The following is a 19,073-nucleotide window of genomic DNA, read 5'->3' as shown; positions in this document are numbered from 1 at the left end:
TTAGGTTGTAGTTTTGTGCCATAGTAGTATGTCTACAAGTGCGACTGTTTAGTAATCATTAGGTAATTACGAGGACTAACTTGGAAGAATATTTTAAGTGAATTAACACATATTACCTCTATATCTAATGTCCACGTCTTTTTGAGGAGGGTGAATCATGGCAAGATCGCCAAAAGACAACCTGGCTGAGCTGAAGAAGACCCTTGAACATCTTCCCGACGCAGTTTTTAAGCCCTTGCATTTGGGAGAATCGGGGGGGGAAGTCGTCGTCGTTTATCTTTCGGGTATTGCCGATTTAGCCGTGATCAACGAACAAATTATCAAGACGCTAATTTTAATCGGACTTAATGTGGGAAGCACTAAGCTATCCGCAGAGAAGGTGGAGCAGGAGCTGGCGCAGCGGACTTCTTTGACGTTCGGACGCAATGAGCAAGGCGACCTTGCTTCATGCGTGAAGGAAATCCTTTCAGGGAATACCTGTTTGCTGATAAAAGGCAGCGAGGATATACTCATCGCTTCGACCGGCAGCTTTCCTTCGCGCAATGTCGAGGAGCCTAGTACGGAAACGCTAGTGAGGGGGCCGCGTGAGGGCTTTATTGAGGATTTGCACAGCAATCTGTCCATGGTCAGACGTTATATCAAAGATCTGAGCTTTAAGATGGATTTATATCATATTGGGAGAAGGTCTTCGCGAAAATTAGCGGTACTTTATATCTCGGATATTGCGAACGAAGAACTGGTACAAGAGGTTAAACAAAGAATAGAAGCAATCGATATCGATGATGCCACGGATACCGGAATTATTGAGCAGTGGCTGGAAGAGAATATGTGGTCCCCTTTTCCCCAGCTTCAGGCAACCGAACGATTGGATAAAGCCGTAAATGGATTAACGTCGGGAAGAGTCGTGATTATACTGGATGGCTCGCCCTTCGTACTTATTGCACCTATGACGTTCTGGATGCTGGCCCAATCGCCTGAAGATTATTATGAACGGTTTCTACTGGGTACATTTTTTCGTATTCTTCGGCTATTTGCTTTGCTTATTGCAACATTTCTCCCTTCGCTGTATGTGGCTCTGGTCTCTTTCCATCCCGGACTGATTCCACCGGAGCTGGTGATGTCAATCGTTGCCGCAAGACAGGATGTTCCTTTCCCGGTCTTTGTCGAGGCGTTGATTATGGAGGTCGCTCTAGAGATTCTCCGCGAGGCCAGTTTACGTCTGCCTAAAGGGATTGGTCAGGTCATCGGTATAGTGGGCGGCCTTGTTATCGGACAAGCCGCTGTTCAAGCATCGATCGTGAGTGCAATTCTAATCATTATCGTTGGACTCACGGCTATTTCATCGTTTGCCAGTCCGCAGTATAGCGGCAGCTTAGGAATTCGTCTTCTACGATTCCCAATAATGATAGCCGCTGCTATCTATGGGCTTTATGGTGTAATTCTCGCTTTTATCTTTTTAGGCGCTCATATGGTTAAGCTCAAGAGCTTTGGCGTTTCTTATATGTCTCCTATGGCACCTATCCGTTTGAGAGATCAACAAGATACTTTAGTGCGGCTTCCGCTGAAAAAAATAAGGAAACGCCCAGTAATGTTAAATACAAAGGACGATACATTATCGAACAAGAAAAGGAAGTAAGCGCATGGGACATCCCGTTTCTCGGTTTAGCAGAATAATGTTGCTGCAAAAATGTACTGCCGTGTGGCTCGCGTGCGCCCTTCTCACAGGGTGTTGGGATAGTCAGGAAATCGATGAGCTAAGTATCATTCTAGGCGTAGCCATCGATAAGGACAACAATATGATCAGTCTGACTTACCAGCATCTTGTTGCCCGTGAATCAAAAAGAAACATGTATGTCAACGTAACGACGACGAGTCCAGAGAGCATACAAATGACTTCGAGAGAACAAACCAAGCAAGTTGCTCGAGCTCCTTTATTCAATTTTATTCGATTAATCTTAATCAGCGATGAGGCGATTAAGCAGAACCAAATCAACCAATTGTTGGATCACTATATGCGTACCTATAAAGTGAGCCGAAAATCGGTCATCATGATCGTGAGAGGAAGGGCCAAGGAAGCCCTCGATAAATTAGGAAAACACCAGGAACTGCCTTCAATCGGTCTTGAGGCTTTGGCAGATAACAGTATGGTAAACTCAAAAATACTACGAAAAACGACGCTAGGGGATTTGTCCAAGCATATCTCGCAAAACGTCGATTTTATGATTCCAAAGCTGGATATCAATGACAGCAATATCTTATCAGGCGCGGCAGTGATTCGTGGAAAGACAAAGAAGTTCGCGGGTTGGCTGGAAGAGGACGATGTTGTCGGAATTAACTGGATGCTTGGGAAGACGAAGGGCAACATTTTAAAAGCAAATGAACCTGAAACGGAAAAAACGCTCGTCTTTGAAGTGGATAAGGTGAAAAGTAAAATTATTCCCCGTCTGCAAGGGCAGGAGCTCTCGTTTCTCGTCCGAATAAAAACAGATTTGAGAGTAAGCGAGACTCTGGACCTAACGTCTGATCTTCTGAAGGAGCCCTTCATCCGAAGTGCCAAAGAGGCTGCGCAAGAAGCAATTATAAGCAAGGCACGCCATTCGCTGAACATTCTAAAGAAGGAGATGAAGGTGGATGTGCTCGGGTTCGGCGCTAAACTGAAAGTGAAATATCCTGATTACTGGGATCGTGTCGAAAAAAATTGGCAAGATACCTTTAGTGAAGTACCTATCGAGGTTCAGGTGAAGGCAGAAATTAAACGTTCAGGCGCTTACACCAAAGGAGAGAGCTCTTAATGCCTAACATACCAACCATGAGACATGAAAAAATATCTGTTATCCAAACGGCTTGTACCGTAGCGTCTACGGTGTACGCCGTGAGTATCGTAAGCTTACCAAGAACGATCGCCGAGAAGACCCAGACTCCTGATGTGTGGCAGGGACTGATGCTGGCAAGTATTTTAGGGCTGGGCGCTGTTTTTGTGAATGTGAAGCTATGCCAACGCTACCCGGGAAAGTCTTTTTTTGAAATCACCACCTGTATTGTTGGTAAGTGGATCGGTATGCTTGTTAACGTTATTTTTATCGCATATTGCTTTCTGGTCTGCGCTCTTGTTTCGAGATGGGTGGGAGAATTTATCAAAGTGCTTGCGCTTGAAAGAACGCCATTAGTGATCATTATGCTGCCATTTTTGCTCCTCGTCGGCTACTTAATATCAGGTGGACTTCATGTGATGGTGCGGTTTGTTGAGCTATTTTTCCCATTTTCGATTATCATTTTTTTGCTGCTTATTTTGATGAATGTGAACCGCTTCGATGTTGAGAATCTGCTTCCCATATTTCATGAAGGGTGGAGTCCTGTTATCAAATCACTGTTCGTCATTCCATACTCCACGCTCGGATATGAGTCGATGCTCATACTGACGAATTTCATGGAAAATCCGCAAAAGGCGTGGAAGGCGGGAGGAATCGGGTATGCGATCGCTTTGGGATTGTATCTGCTTATGGTGACGGCGGTTGTAGCGTGTCTGTCGGTAGAGGAGGTTGCCCACTTACAGTGGCCTGTAGTTACATTTGCCCAACAAATTGAATTTCCCGGAGCTTTTCTGGAACGGTTTGAAATTTTGTTTATCGTACTATGGACCATCAAAATATTTATGACCGTAGCCAATTATTACTTTTATTTCGCAGCTGGCGTCAGCCAGCTTACGAAGAAGTGGAATAAATATGTTTACTATCTACCCGTAATCCCTCTGCTTTCATTGACCATATACCCGAAAGATTATGCAATGATCGGAAACATAGAAAAATACACAGGGTATGGCGGGATTTTCCTTTGCGCGGGAATACCGTTGATATTGCTGAGCATTTCTATGCTTCTTGGCCGAAAAGGTGAGGCTTGATCAGCTTGATTAATGAGTTTAAGTGCCGATTTGTAACGTCAAGCATGAATAGATTTTACCGCTGCAATATGCAATAATTGTTGTTACAGTAAGGAGGTGCTGTCATGATTAGCAGCCGTTTCTCAGTAGCGATTCATATTCTTTCACTCATTCATATCAATGAAGGGAAGGTTACATCGGAATTTATAGCGTCTAGTGTAAATACGAACCCTGCTGTTATTCGCAAAATTATGAGCATGCTCAGTAAGGCGAAGCTTATAGAGTCCAGACCGGGGATTACAGGGATCAAGCTGCTGCGTTCAGTATCCGAAATTACTTTTTTGGATGTATATAACGCAGTGGAACTGCCCGAGTCAAAGGATCTCTTTACGATTCATCAAAACACGAACCTAAAGTGTCCGGTAGGAAAAAATATACAAAATGCTTTAAACACGCCGCTTAGAGCTGCACAACTGCAAATGGAGCAAACGCTCGCCCAAACTACTTTAGCGCAAGTGGTCGAGAATATTCAATGTTCTGAAAATGCTTAGGTGTTGACTGGAACATATGTAACTGATATAGTTACATTACATAAGAAGCGCTTCTTATTTTTTTTAGATCATTTAGTAACCGCCATGATTACTAACTGATTAAATCGATGTTATCTAGTGCATAATTACATCTAAATTGCATTCTGGGAGGAAAAGAAATGAACCATTTGATCGTTTACGCTCATCCACATGAAGGCAGTTTTAACCATGCCATTTTGGATGCCGCTGTTCGGGGCTTGAAAGAAAGTGGGCATGAGGTCCATGTGCGTGACTTGTACAAACTGGGCTTTAACCCTGTATTATCCGCCGAAGATACAGCTCAAATGCGGGAGGGAAATGTGCCTGCTGATATCAAAACCGAACAGGAGTATTTAAAAAACGCGGATGTAATTACGTTCATTTACCCGATTTGGTGGACGGGGCTGCCGGCGATTCTCAAAGGTTATGTTGATCGTACATTCTCCTATGGATTTGCATATCAATACAATGCCGAAGGCGGGATCGACAAGCTGTTCAGCGGTAAAAAGGGGATTCTCATCAATACTTACGGCACGCCGGGCGATGTTTACGAATCCATTGGGATGAACGCTTCGCTGAAACAAACTTCTGACGGCGGGATCTTTGAGTTCTGCGGGATCGAGGTCATCGAGCATTTCCTGTTTGGCGGGGTAACAACCGTTGCATCCGATGCCGACCGGAAAAACATGCTGGCTCAAGTGGAAGAAAAGTATAAATCGCTATAAGTTGCTTGAATGCAAAACGGCCCCGAGGTGCGCTCGGAGCCGTTTTTCTGTGATGCGGATGCTGAGTAAATGTATTTAATACAGTTGCTTTTGCAGCCCATTCAATAGCTCCGACAACAGAGCATACGTATCGTTGAACGATGAGGAATTGCGCAATATTTCTTCTTTCGTCTGAATGTAAGGGGCTTCCTCAAGCTCATGCCCGCATTGGTCGACGATCGTATTCACATTTTCCTCAAGCATCTCCAAATGGAACTGCAGACCAATCACTTTACCCTGGTATATAAATGCTTGATTTTGGCATACGGCACTGGAGGCAAGCAGCTCAGCTTCGGCTGGCAAATCGTAGGTTTCTCCGTGCCAATGAAAGACCGAGGATTGTTCAGGACTATTCGGGAGAAGATTGCGGGCATTTGGAGTCCAGTTTACCGGAAACCAGCCGATTTCCTTTTGCTTCGCGCGGTATACTTTGGCACCGAGTGCCTCGGCAATCAGTTGTGAACCCAAGCAGATGCCCAGCACCGTTTTATCCTGCTCAATCGCTTTTCCAATATAGCTTTTTTCCTCTGCCAGCCAAGGAAATTCCTTTTCATCATGAACGCTCATTGGCCCGCCCATAACGACCAGCATATCCCAGGTGTTTATTGTGGGCAGCTCTTCACCCGCATATAAGTGCGTAATTGAGAGCTCGTGCCCATTTTGCTGCGACCACTTCACGATCGCTCCCGGATTTTCAAACGGAACATGTTGAATACAGTGAATGTGCATGTTTTCCTCCTAGAAAAGATATGAACTATTTAAAGTCATATATTACCACAAAAAAAACAAAGTTTACTATCCTAGATCAGGATGTTTTTCCGCTTTGCGGCTTGCCTGGTTTGTACCTATTACTCCGACAATAATCAGCACGGAACCGATAATGTGATAGAGCCTGATTTCCTCTCCAAGAAGGAGCGCTCCGGCAGCGATCGACACCACGGTTGACAGGCTGGTGAATACACTTACGCGCGAAGCCTCTAATTTGGACAATGCATAGTTGGCAGTCAGCGCCGTGATGAGCGATGATAGTACACCCAGATATAAAACGGATAGAATAAAGGACCCGCTTGCAAGCGGCGTAAAAAACGTCTTAATCGTTCCAGTGGTTACATGGTTGGTCAAGGAGATTACTAAAAAGACAGTGAAGCCGATCCCCTGTGTCAAAAAAGTAATTTCAACTGGACGGTAAGTTTTTAGCATCGACCTGGCCAAAACACTATAACCGGCAAATGCAAGGCAAGATAGGGAAAGCAAAATAATCCCTGCCGTATTGGATAACGAAAAGCCGCTGCCCTTCATGACTAGAATAAACACGACGCCAAAAATAGACAGAGCGATGGAAAGCTTCTGCAAAAGGGTTGTGGATTCCTTGAGGAACAGGAAAGCCAGAAGCATCGTTAACACCGGAGTAAAGGCGTACAAGATGCCACCCTCGGAAGAAGTAGCGTACTGCAAACCGAAAGTTTGGAACACAAAAAATCCAAGCGGATATATAGCGGCAAGCAGCAGCGGCTTGACTAGTGATTTTCCACGAAAATTTAAGGTTAGGCGCCCAAATATAAACGGAATTAAAATGACCGCAAATGAGGCCGCAAAGCGAAAGGTGAGCGTATCCATTGGATCAGCAAATTCGATAGCCACCTTCGTGAACAGAAACGAAAATCCTACAATAACCGCATTTACGATGACAGCCCAATAAGCAAGTTTTAGGCTTTGAGTTTGCATTTACGTATCCCCCTTACATGAAGTAGCTTATAGGGTGTTCGCGAACGACCTTTTGTAATAGCATGTTACGGCGAATTGCTGCTATGTACAACGCCTTTTTTCCAAAAGTGTACCGATACAGTTCATTGTATTATAATAATGATGGGAGATAGGGGGGGATTATGAGAAAATACTTATCTATTCTCGCGGATTTCGAACTAAAAATGAACGAGGGCCAATACCGCTCAGGTCAAAAGCTGCCTTCTGTCAGAGATGCCGCTAAGTTGTACGGATGCAGTATCAGCACAATTATCCGAGCTTACACTGAACTGGAGAGACGCCACGCTATCTATTCCATTCCGCAAAGCGGATATTATATAGTTAAAGAAGGGGAGCACGAGGTAAAGGACCACTCGAGCAACCCCTGTATCGATTTTGCTTCAGCTTCCCCGGACTTAAGTCTATTCCCGTATTTGGACTTTCAACACTGTTTGAACAAAGCCATCGATACCTATAAATATCAGCTGTTCACCTATGGGGATACGATGGGGCTTAAGAGCCTGCGTCAAACGCTCGTTTCTCATTTTGCTGGTGATCAGGTGTTCACCAAAGCCGAGCGGATTGTAATCACTTCAGGAGCACACCAGGCTCTGGAAATATTGGCCAAAATGCCTTTTCCGAACGGGAAATCGGTGATTCTGGTCGAACAACCGAGCTATGATCACTATTTGCGATTTTTAGAGTTTGAAGGGGTGGCTGTCACCGGGATCGCCCGTACTGCCAAGGGGGTTGATTTACAGGAGCTGGAAGACAAATTTAAACACGGAAACATCAAATTTTTTTACACGATGCCTAGATATCACAACCCGCTGGGGACGACTTATAGTGAGGAAGAGCGACGAACCATAGCCAATTTGGCGAGTAAATACAACGTGTACATCGTTGAGGACGATTATATGGCCGATCTAGGTGAAGCTTCGGGGTTTGACCCGATTTATGCTTTAAATAGAACTTCACATGTCGTTTATTTAAAAAGCTTCTCGAAAATTATTTTTCCGGGTCTTTGTTTAGGGGCTGTCGTATTGCCAGAACTCTTACTTGAGACATTTTGTGCCTACAAAAAATACGCCGATACCTCGCAACTATCACAAGCAGCGCTTGATATCTATATCAGAAACGGTATGTATGAACGGCACAAATTTTCGATATCGAGTCAGTACGCATCCCGTCTTCACGCGTTGTACGAAGCTGTTCATCGACACGCTAAAGACGGAGATTTAGATGTGCCTGATGCAGCTTCTGGCATCTATGCTCAGTTTAAGCTGAAGCCTTCAGTGAATTTAGATCGCCTTACGAGGCGCCTTGCTGCTAGAAATGTAATTGTTGTGCCTGGAAAGCAATTTTATTTATCCAATTATTTAGAACGAGAGAAATTTTTGCGCATTAGCATTTCACGGGTACAACCTGAGCAAATTGACGAAGGAGTCAATGCTATTGTCCAAGAAATAAAGCAGAGGTGAGCGCTATTGATTTATCATTTTATGAACCCGGATCCGTTTCAAATGGTGTTTCTGTTCTGTCCACTGCTTGCGGTCGTGATAGGTGCCGTGTCGGCGTTTCTTCGGAGAGGTAAAATCATCGCGCCAATCATCGCATTCCTGTTTCCGCTTCTTTACATAACGACGGACTGGAACACCTTCAAGATGAACTGGGACGCTTGGCTGCTGTGGGGTGTCCTTTATGCGGTTATTGCCTTTCTCACCGATAGAGGCATTTCCCGGATTAGAAAACGTAACCGGAAGTAACCATTATCGAAGGACAGGTAAAGATGGCGGACGAGTTCCGTCATGATTTACTCTGTCCTTGGGTTGGCCACAGCTTGATATCCTTAAAGTGGCCTTTTTCCCCTTTTTTCAGTATGAGAGCCATGATGAGCAAGAAAACCTCCAAAATGGTCTCTATAAAGAAAGCGACGATAGGAGCAGTGAACTGCAGAAATTCAGCGTGAAGCCCTTGATTGTGAAAGGAAGTCTCCCCTAGTACGATTGAGATCAGGCAGACGGACAATACAAGCGGCTTATAATGGTTCATTCCGAAGGTTTGGGAAACTCCAACGCTGACGGCCCAAATTAATTGCGCCGAGCCAATAATTGCCGCTCCAACCGCGATTAGCATCCACATTATTTCAAATCGCTCGAAGAAGGTACCCAAGTTGGCGACCCTCAATAAGGACAAACTGGGGGCTATTTTGTTAACTCCTTGCTGATAACCGAACACCATAATGCTGAAAACAACGATGATTCCTACCAGAAACCCGCCTAGGTTGATTGCGGTGAATTTTGCAAAAAAACCGTTTCTCGGCTGATTACAGATCGGAATGAACATCGCCATTATAATACATATTCCATAATTGGTAACGATGTAAGAAGAGCCTTTAATCACCGGGAGAAAGCCGTTTTCTAATATGGGCTTTATTCGCTGGATATCGGCGGAGGGTAGCAAAATCAATGAAATGATGATCACGCTGATAAAATAGATTGGCCCGAGAATTTCGGACACCCTTGCAATCACTTCAATCCCCTTTCGAGCTCCGTAGGCGATCACGGCATAGCCGGTTATAGAAATGATGGGAAGGGGGGTTTTAGGGAGAAAAGCGGTATGGATGATCATGCTGAAACTTCGCATTACCAAGACGGAGGTAAGGAGAAACAGGAATGGAAACATCAGGCCCACGATCGTGCCGATCCACCGTCCGAGTATAGTCGAGCTGTACTGTACAAAGTTTTCCTTGGGAAAACGTAATCCCATATAGGCGTAGGCGATCGCAAGCAGGACGTCTAGGATGATCCCGCCCACCACAGACATCCAGGCGTCTCTACTGCCTGTCTGCATCAGAATACCCGGGGCTTGCAGGACAGTTACCGAAGTGATGATGATGAACAGCAGCCAAACAAACTGATTCGTGCTAATTTGCTCTTGATTAATCATGATGTTAGAAATCTCCTTTGCACCGCATTAATTTCCCCAGATGAGCCGACCCAACGGGCTTAACCACCAATGTAGCAAATAAAGCGGGTTTAGCCCGACAACAGAATAGATCCCTGCCAAAGTCGTAGCGATGGATAACAGAATACAAATCGCGATTACGCTCTTCTTATCCTTTTTACGAATCGACTTGTGTAGGTCAATGACGTAAATAAGCAGCAAGCCAATAGTATAAAACACCATGCCTGATTTCATAGTTCAATCCTCGTTGACAGGTGGATTTTTGGTGATGCCTTGACGAACTATTTCAATGTCCACTGCAAGGTTTGTGCGGATAGACGGAAAAATTTCATCCCAGTCCTTGCCAATCGATTTCCAGGCTTGCGGATATCGGTTATGGAATTTGTTATTGAAGCCGAGAAAATCCGTTTTATACTTCTGCCGGGCTATATCGATCGTATGTTGAATGCGTTCTTCCAACTGCGTTTCCACAGCCGTTTCCAATCGTTCAATTTGTTGCGATGAGAATAAGATTTTGTTCGCCAACTCCGTATCACGAATCTGCGCCCAGCCTTTACAGCGAATGTCCATTGTAATTTCATCCCGCCCGTCGAAGTGAGGGGTAATGTTCGTATGGCCTCGGCTTATTTCTACCGATACATTTTTTTGAAGTTTCACGCCCTCGTTCTGAAAAGGCAAGGTGACGTTTCCGCTTTCAACTTTGCTTTCAAGCCACATCAAGCCTCGGGTTTCGTTAAGACTCAAGGTGCCGATCATTCGATCTCTCCGAAATAGAGCGGATTGTTCAAATTGAATATGTTCTCCAGTCTTTTTGATGATTGGAGTCACGGCCGCCTTGGCATCCCCCTGCATGCGCATGAAAAATTGAATAAGGTTGATAGGGTTTCCTGTAGATGACCTCAAGAAATTTTCCTGCATCGTGACTAGGCCTGCAGCGGGAATGGACCCCGTACCCAACTCCGATTCCAAAATTTCACGTGCTGTCGAATCGGACACAACAATCCACGATGTGGGACGTACTTCTCTTTCACGCACCAAAAAATCGGAAACCTCCGTAAGCCCCTGTTCGGCCAGTTTTTTTCCAATCACAACAAGCTTACTGTGTGGTAACACTGTACGTTTAGGTGAAGTTTTTTGCATGTTCTGGTAAGCGTCAAAAACGGTCTGTCCGTGTACTGTGTAGGTTTCATATTTCTTGTTCCCGCCGCTTTGCCCTTCCTCGCTTTGTTTCCCGCTTGGAGCCACCATTTGTAGGGTGAGCTGGATTGGCTCCTCGCCTTCTTCGTAATCCAGACCGATACCCATCACCACGCCAAGCTCCCTTACTTCAATATTGTCCCAGCATCCGCCGAGTGTAACCGGTAGAGTCATAAGCAGAACGAATAGAAGCATTTTCTTAGCCCATTTCATAGCCTGACCACCTAACGATTTTTTGGTCCCTGGGGGCTTGCTCGCTTGCTAAGGCTCCACCACGGGAAGCGTGCAATCGTATCTTTCCACGCCTTCACGTTCACCGGAGCAATGGGCGCGAGGAACGGAACCCCGAAGGAACGCAGCGATGCCAAATGCATAAGCAGCATTATCAGGCCGAGCATTACACCGTATAAACCGAGGGTAGCCCCGAGGATCATAAACATAAAACGCATGAGACGAAACGCAATCGCAATGGTATATGAAGGGATGACAAATGACATGATCCCGGTCAGGGACACGACAATAACCATTCCGTACGATGCCAGACCTGCCTGCACCGCTGCTTGTCCAATGACTAAAGCGCCGACGATGCTGATTGTTTGGCCGATTAATCGAGGCAGGCGAATACCGGCTTCGCGGATGATTTCAAAGGTCAGCTCAAGTAACAAGGCTTCAACAAAAACAGGGAAAGGGACCGTTTCATAAGAGTTTACGATAGAAATCATGAGCGGAGTGGGGACCATCTCTTGATGAAATGTCGTAACCGAAATGTAAATAGCCGGAAGAAGCAGGGAAAAGCTTGCGGACAAATAGCGTAACATTCGGATAAACAACGCAAAAGGGTATCTTTGATAGTAGTCCTCGCTGGAGATCAGAAATTGCGACAATGTAACGGGCACGATAATGGCAAATGGGGTGCCATCCACAAGGATCGATACTTTCCCGGTTAGAAGGGAGGAGGCTACCTTGTCCGGACGCTCTGTCGTTTCTACCTGCGGGAATAAAGAGAATGGCTGGTCCTCGATAAATTCTTCAATATACTGAGTATCCAAAATACTGTCTGCGTCGATTTTCTGGATACGATTTTTAACTTCCGTCAAGAGAGAGTCGGATGCAGCTCCCTCCAAATAAACAATAAGAATTTCCGTTTTCGTAAAATTGCCAAGAACATAGCTTTCGGATTTCAGACGTGTCGTTCTCAGCCGCTTTCGAATTAAGGTCAGATTGGTCTTTATGGATTCATTGAAGCCTTCCCTGGGGCCTTTGATGACTCCTTCAGCCAAAGGCTCAGAAATGGCCCGGTACTCGATTCCGACGGAACCGATCAGGATGCACTCGGAAAAGCCATTAAGCAGGAGAGCCGTATAACCGGACAAAATTGCATCTGATATGGTGGTTAATTCCGATGATTTGGTTACATCATCTAGCTCCAAATTTTGTTTGATCCATTCAAATTGGCCGTAGGCAGGGTTAGTCGCACAATTTAAGTTCGACAAGTGATGCAAAATACGATTGATGACATGCTTATCAGCCATCTCTCTCAAAAAGAAGAGGCAAGCGGAAACCTGCTTTTCTCCGATAAGGAAATCGAGCATCGTGAAATCATCACATTGCGTAAACACCTGGCGGAGCGTATCCTTATTTTCTTGAAAATCCTGCTTGATATCGCTCATGTCACTGCTACCCTCCCATTCATGCCATCATAATTAAGGGTAGTATTTGGAAGATGAGCAAAATTATGCACTGGTGATGGAACGACCGAAGGACCTTGCGGCTTCGCAAGGTCCTTCGGTTGTATATAAAATAATTATTTTGATATTATTGAACGCAGCCATTTAGCCGATTGCTCCATATAGGCCAGCTCATCAACGGAATCAAAATGCTCAATGACCAGGGTACCATCGTATCCAAGCGTTTGCAGTCGATTGATGATCTCTTGAATCTGAATTATCCCGGAACCAGCCGGAGACGGGTAGAGCCGAGTTCCGTTAAGCGTGATTTTGACTATCCCGCCGTTTTGTTCATCCAGCGAACGATCTTTGCAGTGCACATGGACTGTTCGATCTGCAAGTTTTCCGAATGCGCCCAGCTCATTCTCACCGGTAAATATAAAATTCCCCGTATCGAACGTGCAGCCAAGCTTAGGCACCTCTGAAAGAAACCAGACTAACTCATCAGAGGAGGCGTAAGGTGCTCTGTTGTCGTCAAAATCCTCCATCGTGACGGTAATTCCCTTTTCTTCGGCATAATCGCATATTTCTCTTAAGGTGGCCGCCATTCGCTGGAGTGCTAGATTTCTTTCTTCCACAGAAGCTGAAGTCTCTATAAAGCCGGGTATCACCAGCACTTTGCTCGCACCAAAATCATAAGCCGTATCAATAAGTTCAAGTCCAGGTCCAGCATCTGGAGCGTGTCCAAAATCAAAAGTTTCATAAATCGAGGAAACTGCAATTTTCGCCTTACTGAGTTGCTCTTTAAATTTCTCCTTATCAGAGCCGATCTCATCTCTTCCTAGCTCCACGGCACTTATGCCAAAACTGCGTACACGCCGCAGCACCTCATCCACACTCAGTCCTGTTTGCTCGCTTGCTACGAGAATATGGTTGTAGAACACAGATAGCTGCATCAATAGCTTCTCCTTCCGTTCATTCCAATTTAAGCTTTCAAAGCCATTATGTCATATCAATTTGGCAATTTAAAGGCACAAGAAAAACGAGAATTCCACCTGCAGGTCATTAATAAAGTCAATGATAAAAATCACAAAACAGACACAAAATTTGCTATGTCATAGCCCGATCGGGCTATATGAAGTGATATCTATCTTTTTTACACTAAAACTATAGCTTTATTTCGGAAAGTATAGGAATGCTGCGGCGATAGGAGGAGAATGATGTCATTTCGAGGTTACAGCCGTATTTTCCTTGTATTGTTCCTAGTCTCTTGTTTATTTTTCATGAGCGCAGATCACGTTAGAGCAGTTGAAGCCTCGGATGAACCTATCGGGATTCCACTTCAGCCCATCATCGATCAGGCAGGGACTGGGGATACGATTAAACTAACCTCCGGAACGTATGTTGGTCCAGTCGTCATTGATAAGAAATTAACGATTCTAGGAGATGGTGATGTCTCCTTGATCAACGGTTCATCGGACGAAGCTGCTATTGCAATAAACTCAGCAGGCACGGAGCTTCGTAATATTGAGATTCGGCAAGCTGCCGGCGGGGAAGTACCGGCTGTATCGGTGAAAGCTGACCATGTTACGCTTGACAATCTCTCGATACAAACTCGGGGATTTGGCATTTTACTGCGTGATTCAAAAGGCGGACTCATAACGAATAACAAAATAAAGTGGATCCGTTTGGAAGGAAAGTTAGGCGGAAACAGGGGCAACGGGATCGATCTGTACAATTCCGATGGGATTCAGATTATTGCCAATCAAATCTCGTATCTTCGAGACGGAATTTATATTGAGAACAGTCAAGACGTCAAAGTAGATAACAATCGGTTAAGTCATTTGAGATATGGGATCCATTGCATGTATGTGAATGGTTCGCATGTTACGAATAACCTCGGAGAATACAATTATACCGGTGCCATGATCATGGGTGTGTCCGATGTGATCGTGTCAGGAAATTCTTTTCGCAAGCAAAATCAAAACGTTCATGCTCAAGGAATTTTACTCTATGACGTGCATACTTCCAGCATCTTTAAGAACACCGTTGAAGGGAATAGGGTAGGCATTTATATGGAGCAATCCTCCAATAACGTGTTGAAGGACAATCTGGTGCTTCGAAATTACACCGGGGTTCAGTTTTTAAACGCCGATGGAAATCGCTTTCAGAACAACACTTTTATTGCCAATGTCATTGAGGCAAGTGCTACGTCCAGCAAAAAGAATCAGCTTGATGGGAACTATTGGGACGCTTTTCAAGGACTAGACGTTACGAACGATGGGCTCAGTGATCTGCCTTACGCCACAAATCCGTTTTATCAGCGGTTGACTGCCAAGAATGCGGCTTATCAGCTGTTTTTTCAGTCACCAGGGATGATATTTTTAAGCGATCTTTCTTCTGGTGACCGAGCAGATTGGGCCTCCGACCACGCGCCGCTAACAAAACCGACAGCCTTGCTATCAGGTGGGGTCGCGGAGTACCCAGGTCTGGTCATGTTCGCCGGTGGAATGATGCTGCTTGTTTCTATATTGCTAATATTTTATTTGGGGGTTTTTAGATCATGAGAAAATGGAATGTCTTGTTATTGTTGCTTGTTATCGGGGTATTAGCACTATCTGCTTGCGGGGAAAAATACGAGCCGCTTGCGATCCAGGAAGATGTCGATGTTTGCGCCATCTGCAATATGCAGGTCAAGGATAACGCCTATGCCACCCAGATCATTACAAAAGACGGCAAAAGCTATAAGTTTGATGATGTCGGCTGTATGAATGAATGGAAAAAACGTAACGGTACGGACAACATCGGGATGGATTATGTTCGTGACTATAACAGCAAGGACTGGATTGAATTTAAAAAGGCAAGCTTTGTCTATGATGAATCGCTCCGTACGCCGATGGCTTATGGTGTTATCAGCTTCAAGGATGCTGCCTCGGCTAAAGCTTTTGTTACCGAGCAAGGGGCTGGAAAAGTACTATCAGCAGAAGAGCTGGCATCCCACGATTGGAAGCAGAACAAGGATATGATGATGAAGCACAAGCATGAACATATGTCTGAAGGATCGTCACACAAATAGTCACTAATATTGGGGATGTACTCTAATGAACGAGCTGATTCATGTAGCTAGAAGAGAAATAAAGACGGGATTTCGAAACCCGTGGGCTTATTCGTTTTTGGCATTATTCTGTGTATTTAGCCTGAGCCTGCTTCTTATCCATTCGCAAAATATGGTCGAGGGGTACACATCGACGACAGGCTCTATGATAAACCTGATTCTTTATCTGCTGCCGCTTATGACGTTGTTTCTTGGTTCATTTTCGCTGACCTCGGAAAAGGAAGAGGGGAGCTGGCGGCTTCTATCTACTTATCCGATAGGGACGCTTCCGTTCATACTTGGCAAATATGTCGGACTAGCATTTGTGCTGCTTGTCATTGTAACCTTCGGATATGGACTAATGGGGCTAGTAAGCGGCCTGCTTGGGACGAACTTTGATCCTTCCACCTATTTTATGTTTATAACCTTTTCAGCTGGACTGGTGATGTTATTTTTGACAATCGCTTTGTTGATTGGTTCTTTATGCAAAAATCGCTGGCAAGCGCTCACCGTTTCGGTGGCGGTGTGGTTTTTTGCCGTTATAGGCTGGCCTGCGATTCTTATTGCCATTTTGGGGCTGCTGCCGTATGCATGGATCAAGCCTTTGCTTGTCACATTAACGCTGCTGAATCCCGCTGAGCTGGTGAGGTTGTTCATCGTCGTTAAGCTAGGCGGGGGGGCCGTACTCGGCCCGGAGTATTACGCGTGGATTCAGTGGATCAATCTCCCCAGTGGTTCCTGGCTGTTTGTAGGGATCTGTGCCGCCTGGATCATCGTTTCGATATCCGCCGTGTACTGGATATGGGAAAGGGGGCGCTCACGTGGTTGAAACTTGTCTCAAGGTGGAGGGAGTATCTAAAGCCATCAAGAAGCAAACCTTGATTGAGGATATCAGCCTTCAGATTGATAAAGGGAATATACTGGCTTTATGCGGAGGTAACGGAGCCGGGAAAAGTACGCTTTTACGCATCATCGCCGGGATTTATCGACCTACCTGCGGGCAGGTGTCCATTAATGGCCTGCAATGGGCCAAGGACAGAAAGGCTTACGCAGCGCAAATCGGCTTCATGCCGGATGATTATCAGTTTCAGCATGGATTAACGGCCAGGGAGACGCTCACCTTTTGGGCGGCAATACGGAAGATCCCGGAGCCTGCGGTGACAGTGGATGAGCTGCTTGAACTCGTGGGTTTGGAGGACAAAGATAAAATGATCGTGACCACGTTCTCCAAGGGGATGCGTCAGCGCCTTTTATTTGCCCAATCACTCCTGGCTAAGCCACCTTTGCTCATTATGGACGAACCGACAAATGGGCTTGACCCTTTCTGGATGAATGAATTTGTGTCCCATATTCGGCGCGTTAGAGAGGAAGGGCATACCGTCATTTTCTCCACACATCAATTAGAAATTGCCGAACAGGTGGCTGACTATATTGTGTTTATGAGCGGCGGGCATGCGGTGGGCGAAGGTTCTACAAGCGAGATTTGCGAGCGATATGGCTCATTATTTGGTGCCTTTAACTATAGCTTAGGATTAACTAAAATGTAAATGGAGGAGTGCCGATTGGATTCATTACAGCTCGGGCCCTTTATACTAAACGGCCGACTCATATTATACCTTAGCTTTGGATTGGGAGGCTGGCTGTTGCTGCTGTACCGCCTGCGAAATTGGTCCAGGCGAGGCGACATTTTTTCACGACTGTTTAGCGGCTTATTGCTGTGGCTGTTGATCTGGAAAGGCAGCTTCATCCTATTTCATCCAAGCGAGTTTCTCAGCCACCCCTTATCGTTATTGTACTTTGACGGTGGAGTGTGGGGAGTAGGTCTGGCGAGCTTCGTTTCTGTTAGTTTTGTATGGCTTCGCTGGATTAAGCAGGGATTCATGCATCGGCAGATTATTGACATTATCGTATGGTTTGCTTTGGGGGGCTGGATTTCTTCTCGTCTGCTTCTCTTATCATTTGGGGGCGAGGATCGGTGGGGTTATGCACTTCACCTGGGATTGACCCTAATCATCCTGGCGTTGTTCTGGGTTTTTCGAACGTTATTCCGTGAAAATAAAACGAAAGAGATGAAAAGGAATATAGTTGTGATCCTGGCGCTGATCGGTCTTGTCGTGTATGCAGGTTACGATTTTTATAGTCAAGTAGACAAATTTAGCACCGATGGCTCCACGTTGGAGGTAGGGATACAAAAGGGTAAACTGGCACCGGATTTTATATTAACCAATTTGAAGGGGGAGCCCGTAAAGCTTTCCGATTACAAAGGTAAAAAAGTGCTTATCAACTTTTGGGCAACCTGGTGCCCTCCCTGTCAGGCGGAAATGCCGCACATGCAAAAAATTTATGCGAATTATGAATCCAAGGATGTAGTCGTTCTCGGGGTCAACTTGTCATTTACCGAGAAGGGGAGCGATTCGGTGCAAGCCTTTGTGGACGAACAAGGGATATCCTTTCCTATCGTTCTGGACAAGGAAGGGAATGTGGCGGAGCTGTACCAAGTATCGGCGTATCCGACGACCTATTTTGTTGATGGCAATGGGGTGATTCGTGAGCGGCTTCAGGGAGCCATCAGCTATGATCGAATGAAAGCGGCGGTCAAAAACTTATAGCAAATTGATATAAGAAGGAAGCCCACCGGTCAAATGCTAACGGGCTCCCCTTTGAGGTGCAAGTAACTCGCAGAAATGGCAATGTGAAATAACAATCTGGAGCTTGATAATTACGAACATTCGTTCTATTATTATGAGTAGTGTTAATTATATCCAATTCGTTTGAGGAGACGATGTGCCAATGAGTGAGATAATTAGGTATGAAGTAAACGAAGATAATGCTTACTCTGGTTTTGTAGAAGCAGGAGATTTTATTTTTTTAAGTTTCTGTGTTGGAAATGTTGGAGGTTCAATTGATGAACAAGTAGAAGGCGCTCTCAATAACATGAGCGAGAGATTAGAAAAAGTAAATCTAACTCTGGATTCAGTAGTTAAAGTAGATGTAATGCTCAGAGATGTTTGGGATATCCCAGTAATGGAGAAGGTTTTCAAGCAACGATTTAAAGGAAATTATCCTGCGAGAAAGACTATTTCCACGGAATTTGCACACATAGGCGGTCCTAATGGGCTTAAAGTTCAAATTGATGCAGTAGCATATAAGGGTAAGTAATATAATACAGCAAGTCAAAAAAAGACAGCGATTATC

At 45.1% G+C, this 19,073-nt stretch carries 20 protein-coding genes; 13 read left to right on the top strand and 7 right to left on the bottom strand.

The annotated features are described in order from the left end of the window. The first annotated feature begins 157 nt into the window (after positions 1-157). From ACFQ3W_RS16625 to ACFQ3W_RS16605, 5 genes are all read left to right on the top strand, one after another. Positions 158-1,636, top strand: coding sequence for a spore germination protein (locus ACFQ3W_RS16625; RefSeq protein WP_379320366.1), 1,479 nt, complete (start codon positions 158-160; stop codon positions 1,634-1,636). Positions 1,637-1,673: 37 nt separating this feature from the next. Continuing rightward, positions 1,674-2,792 carry a Ger(x)C family spore germination protein gene (locus tag ACFQ3W_RS16620; RefSeq protein WP_379320365.1) on the top strand — a complete coding sequence of 373 codons (1,119 nt, stop codon included), beginning with the start codon at positions 1,674-1,676 and terminating at the stop codon, positions 2,790-2,792. Then, positions 2,792-3,898 carry a GerAB/ArcD/ProY family transporter gene (locus tag ACFQ3W_RS16615; RefSeq protein WP_379320364.1) on the top strand — a complete coding sequence of 369 codons (1,107 nt, stop codon included), beginning with the start codon at positions 2,792-2,794 and terminating at the stop codon, positions 3,896-3,898. The genes ACFQ3W_RS16620 and ACFQ3W_RS16615 overlap by 1 nt, the downstream gene beginning before the upstream one ends. A gap of 104 nt (positions 3,899-4,002) precedes the next feature. After that, positions 4,003-4,428 (top strand): Rrf2 family transcriptional regulator, encoded by a 426-nt coding sequence (locus ACFQ3W_RS16610; protein ID WP_379320363.1) that lies wholly within the window; start codon positions 4,003-4,005, stop codon positions 4,426-4,428. Between the two features lie 158 nt (positions 4,429-4,586). Continuing rightward, a complete protein-coding gene (locus tag ACFQ3W_RS16605; protein ID WP_379320362.1) occupies positions 4,587-5,171 on the top strand; it encodes an NAD(P)H-dependent oxidoreductase in 585 nt (194 codons plus the stop codon). A gap of 75 nt (positions 5,172-5,246) precedes the next feature. Here ACFQ3W_RS16605 and ACFQ3W_RS16600 read toward each other — a convergent pair whose 3' ends face one another. Together ACFQ3W_RS16600 and ACFQ3W_RS16595 are read right to left on the bottom strand one after the other, a co-directional pair. Beyond that, entirely contained in the window at positions 5,247-5,939 is a 693-nt protein-coding gene (locus ACFQ3W_RS16600; protein WP_379320361.1) for a type 1 glutamine amidotransferase, read from the bottom strand. 66 nt (positions 5,940-6,005) lie between these two features. Beyond that, complete coding sequence (locus ACFQ3W_RS16595; protein WP_379320360.1) at positions 6,006-6,935, bottom strand: DMT family transporter; 930 nt, start codon at positions 6,933-6,935, stop codon at positions 6,006-6,008. 161 nt (positions 6,936-7,096) lie between these two features. Between ACFQ3W_RS16595 and ACFQ3W_RS16590 the strand changes: the two genes are divergently transcribed. Both ACFQ3W_RS16590 and ACFQ3W_RS16585 read left to right on the top strand, forming a co-directional pair. Further along, positions 7,097-8,434 (top strand): aminotransferase-like domain-containing protein, encoded by a 1,338-nt coding sequence (locus ACFQ3W_RS16590; RefSeq protein ID WP_379320359.1) that lies wholly within the window; start codon positions 7,097-7,099, stop codon positions 8,432-8,434. 21 nt (positions 8,435-8,455) lie between these two features. Continuing rightward, positions 8,456-8,719 (top strand): hypothetical protein, encoded by a 264-nt coding sequence (locus ACFQ3W_RS16585; protein WP_379320358.1) that lies wholly within the window; start codon positions 8,456-8,458, stop codon positions 8,717-8,719. Between the two features lie 40 nt (positions 8,720-8,759). Here the strand turns inward: ACFQ3W_RS16585 and ACFQ3W_RS16580 are convergent, their stop codons facing one another. From ACFQ3W_RS16580 to ACFQ3W_RS16560, 5 genes are all read right to left on the bottom strand, one after another. After that, positions 8,760-9,902 carry a GerAB/ArcD/ProY family transporter gene (locus ACFQ3W_RS16580; RefSeq protein ID WP_379320357.1) on the bottom strand — a complete coding sequence of 381 codons (1,143 nt, stop codon included), beginning with the start codon at positions 9,900-9,902 and terminating at the stop codon, positions 8,760-8,762. 27 nt (positions 9,903-9,929) lie between these two features. Then, a complete protein-coding gene (locus ACFQ3W_RS16575) occupies positions 9,930-10,154 on the bottom strand; it encodes a hypothetical protein (protein WP_379320356.1) in 225 nt (74 codons plus the stop codon). Positions 10,155-10,157: 3 nt separating this feature from the next. After that, positions 10,158-11,330 carry a Ger(x)C family spore germination protein gene (locus tag ACFQ3W_RS16570; RefSeq protein WP_379320355.1) on the bottom strand — a complete coding sequence of 391 codons (1,173 nt, stop codon included), beginning with the start codon at positions 11,328-11,330 and terminating at the stop codon, positions 10,158-10,160. A gap of 11 nt (positions 11,331-11,341) precedes the next feature. Further along, complete coding sequence (locus ACFQ3W_RS16565) at positions 11,342-12,787, bottom strand: spore germination protein (protein ID WP_379320354.1); 1,446 nt, start codon at positions 12,785-12,787, stop codon at positions 11,342-11,344. Positions 12,788-12,921: 134 nt separating this feature from the next. After that, positions 12,922-13,740, bottom strand: coding sequence for a sugar phosphate isomerase/epimerase family protein (locus ACFQ3W_RS16560; protein WP_379320353.1), 819 nt, complete (start codon positions 13,738-13,740; stop codon positions 12,922-12,924). 261 nt (positions 13,741-14,001) lie between these two features. Between ACFQ3W_RS16560 and ACFQ3W_RS16555 the strand changes: the two genes are divergently transcribed. From ACFQ3W_RS16555 to ACFQ3W_RS16530, 6 genes are all read left to right on the top strand, one after another. Further along, on the top strand, positions 14,002-15,351 hold the full coding sequence (locus tag ACFQ3W_RS16555) for a right-handed parallel beta-helix repeat-containing protein (RefSeq protein WP_379320352.1): 1,350 nt from the start codon (positions 14,002-14,004) through the stop codon (positions 15,349-15,351). Beyond that, positions 15,348-15,860, top strand: coding sequence for a nitrous oxide reductase accessory protein NosL (locus ACFQ3W_RS16550; protein WP_379320351.1), 513 nt, complete (start codon positions 15,348-15,350; stop codon positions 15,858-15,860). Before ACFQ3W_RS16555 ends, ACFQ3W_RS16550 begins: the two co-directional genes overlap by 4 nt. Positions 15,861-15,885: 25 nt before the next feature. Further along, positions 15,886-16,707, top strand: coding sequence for an ABC transporter permease (locus ACFQ3W_RS16545; RefSeq protein ID WP_379320350.1), 822 nt, complete (start codon positions 15,886-15,888; stop codon positions 16,705-16,707). Then, positions 16,700-17,425, top strand: a complete 726-nt coding sequence (locus ACFQ3W_RS16540; RefSeq protein ID WP_379320349.1) for an ABC transporter ATP-binding protein — start codon at positions 16,700-16,702, stop codon at positions 17,423-17,425. Before ACFQ3W_RS16545 ends, ACFQ3W_RS16540 begins: the two co-directional genes overlap by 8 nt. A gap of 15 nt (positions 17,426-17,440) precedes the next feature. Further along, a complete protein-coding gene (locus ACFQ3W_RS16535) occupies positions 17,441-18,487 on the top strand; it encodes a TlpA family protein disulfide reductase (RefSeq protein WP_379320348.1) in 1,047 nt (348 codons plus the stop codon). Positions 18,488-18,668: 181 nt separating this feature from the next. After that, positions 18,669-19,037, top strand: a complete 369-nt coding sequence (locus ACFQ3W_RS16530) for a RidA family protein (protein WP_379320347.1) — start codon at positions 18,669-18,671, stop codon at positions 19,035-19,037. The last annotated feature ends 36 nt before the right edge of the window (positions 19,038-19,073 follow it).

Source organism: Paenibacillus puldeungensis (assembly GCF_042678945.1).
GTDB classification, from domain to species: Bacteria; Bacillota; Bacilli; order Paenibacillales; family Paenibacillaceae; genus Fontibacillus; species Fontibacillus puldeungensis.
Note: the sequence above shows the minus strand (reverse complement) of the source record. Positions and strands in the feature narration are given on the sequence as shown.

Bases quoted from the DNA above. Each gene is read 5' to 3' on its own strand.
- ACFQ3W_RS16625 (WP_379320366.1), top strand. From the start codon at position 158: ATGGCAAGATCGCCAAAAGACAACCTGGCTGAGCTGAAGAAGACCCTT.
- ACFQ3W_RS16550 (WP_379320351.1), top strand. From the start codon at position 15,348: ATGAGAAAATGGAATGTCTTGTTATTGTTGCTTGTTATCGGGGTATTA.
- ACFQ3W_RS16575 (WP_379320356.1), bottom strand. From the start codon at position 10,154: ATGAAATCAGGCATGGTGTTTTATACTATTGGCTTGCTGCTTATTTAC.
- ACFQ3W_RS16610 (WP_379320363.1), top strand. From the start codon at position 4,003: ATGATTAGCAGCCGTTTCTCAGTAGCGATTCATATTCTTTCACTCATT.
- ACFQ3W_RS16580 (WP_379320357.1), bottom strand. From the start codon at position 9,902: ATGATTAATCAAGAGCAAATTAGCACGAATCAGTTTGTTTGGCTGCTG.
- ACFQ3W_RS16600 (WP_379320361.1), bottom strand. From the start codon at position 5,939: ATGCACATTCACTGTATTCAACATGTTCCGTTTGAAAATCCGGGAGCG.
- ACFQ3W_RS16620 (WP_379320365.1), top strand. From the start codon at position 1,674: ATGTTGCTGCAAAAATGTACTGCCGTGTGGCTCGCGTGCGCCCTTCTC.
- ACFQ3W_RS16605 (WP_379320362.1), top strand. From the start codon at position 4,587: ATGAACCATTTGATCGTTTACGCTCATCCACATGAAGGCAGTTTTAAC.
- ACFQ3W_RS16570 (WP_379320355.1), bottom strand. From the start codon at position 11,330: ATGAAATGGGCTAAGAAAATGCTTCTATTCGTTCTGCTTATGACTCTA.
- ACFQ3W_RS16595 (WP_379320360.1), bottom strand. From the start codon at position 6,935: ATGCAAACTCAAAGCCTAAAACTTGCTTATTGGGCTGTCATCGTAAAT.
- ACFQ3W_RS16560 (WP_379320353.1), bottom strand. From the start codon at position 13,740: ATGCAGCTATCTGTGTTCTACAACCATATTCTCGTAGCAAGCGAGCAA.
- ACFQ3W_RS16590 (WP_379320359.1), top strand. From the start codon at position 7,097: ATGAGAAAATACTTATCTATTCTCGCGGATTTCGAACTAAAAATGAAC.
- ACFQ3W_RS16615 (WP_379320364.1), top strand. From the start codon at position 2,792: ATGCCTAACATACCAACCATGAGACATGAAAAAATATCTGTTATCCAA.
- ACFQ3W_RS16565 (WP_379320354.1), bottom strand. From the start codon at position 12,787: ATGAGCGATATCAAGCAGGATTTTCAAGAAAATAAGGATACGCTCCGC.
- ACFQ3W_RS16555 (WP_379320352.1), top strand. From the start codon at position 14,002: ATGATGTCATTTCGAGGTTACAGCCGTATTTTCCTTGTATTGTTCCTA.
- ACFQ3W_RS16545 (WP_379320350.1), top strand. From the start codon at position 15,886: ATGAACGAGCTGATTCATGTAGCTAGAAGAGAAATAAAGACGGGATTT.
- ACFQ3W_RS16530 (WP_379320347.1), top strand. From the start codon at position 18,669: ATGAGTGAGATAATTAGGTATGAAGTAAACGAAGATAATGCTTACTCT.
- ACFQ3W_RS16585 (WP_379320358.1), top strand. From the start codon at position 8,456: ATGAACCCGGATCCGTTTCAAATGGTGTTTCTGTTCTGTCCACTGCTT.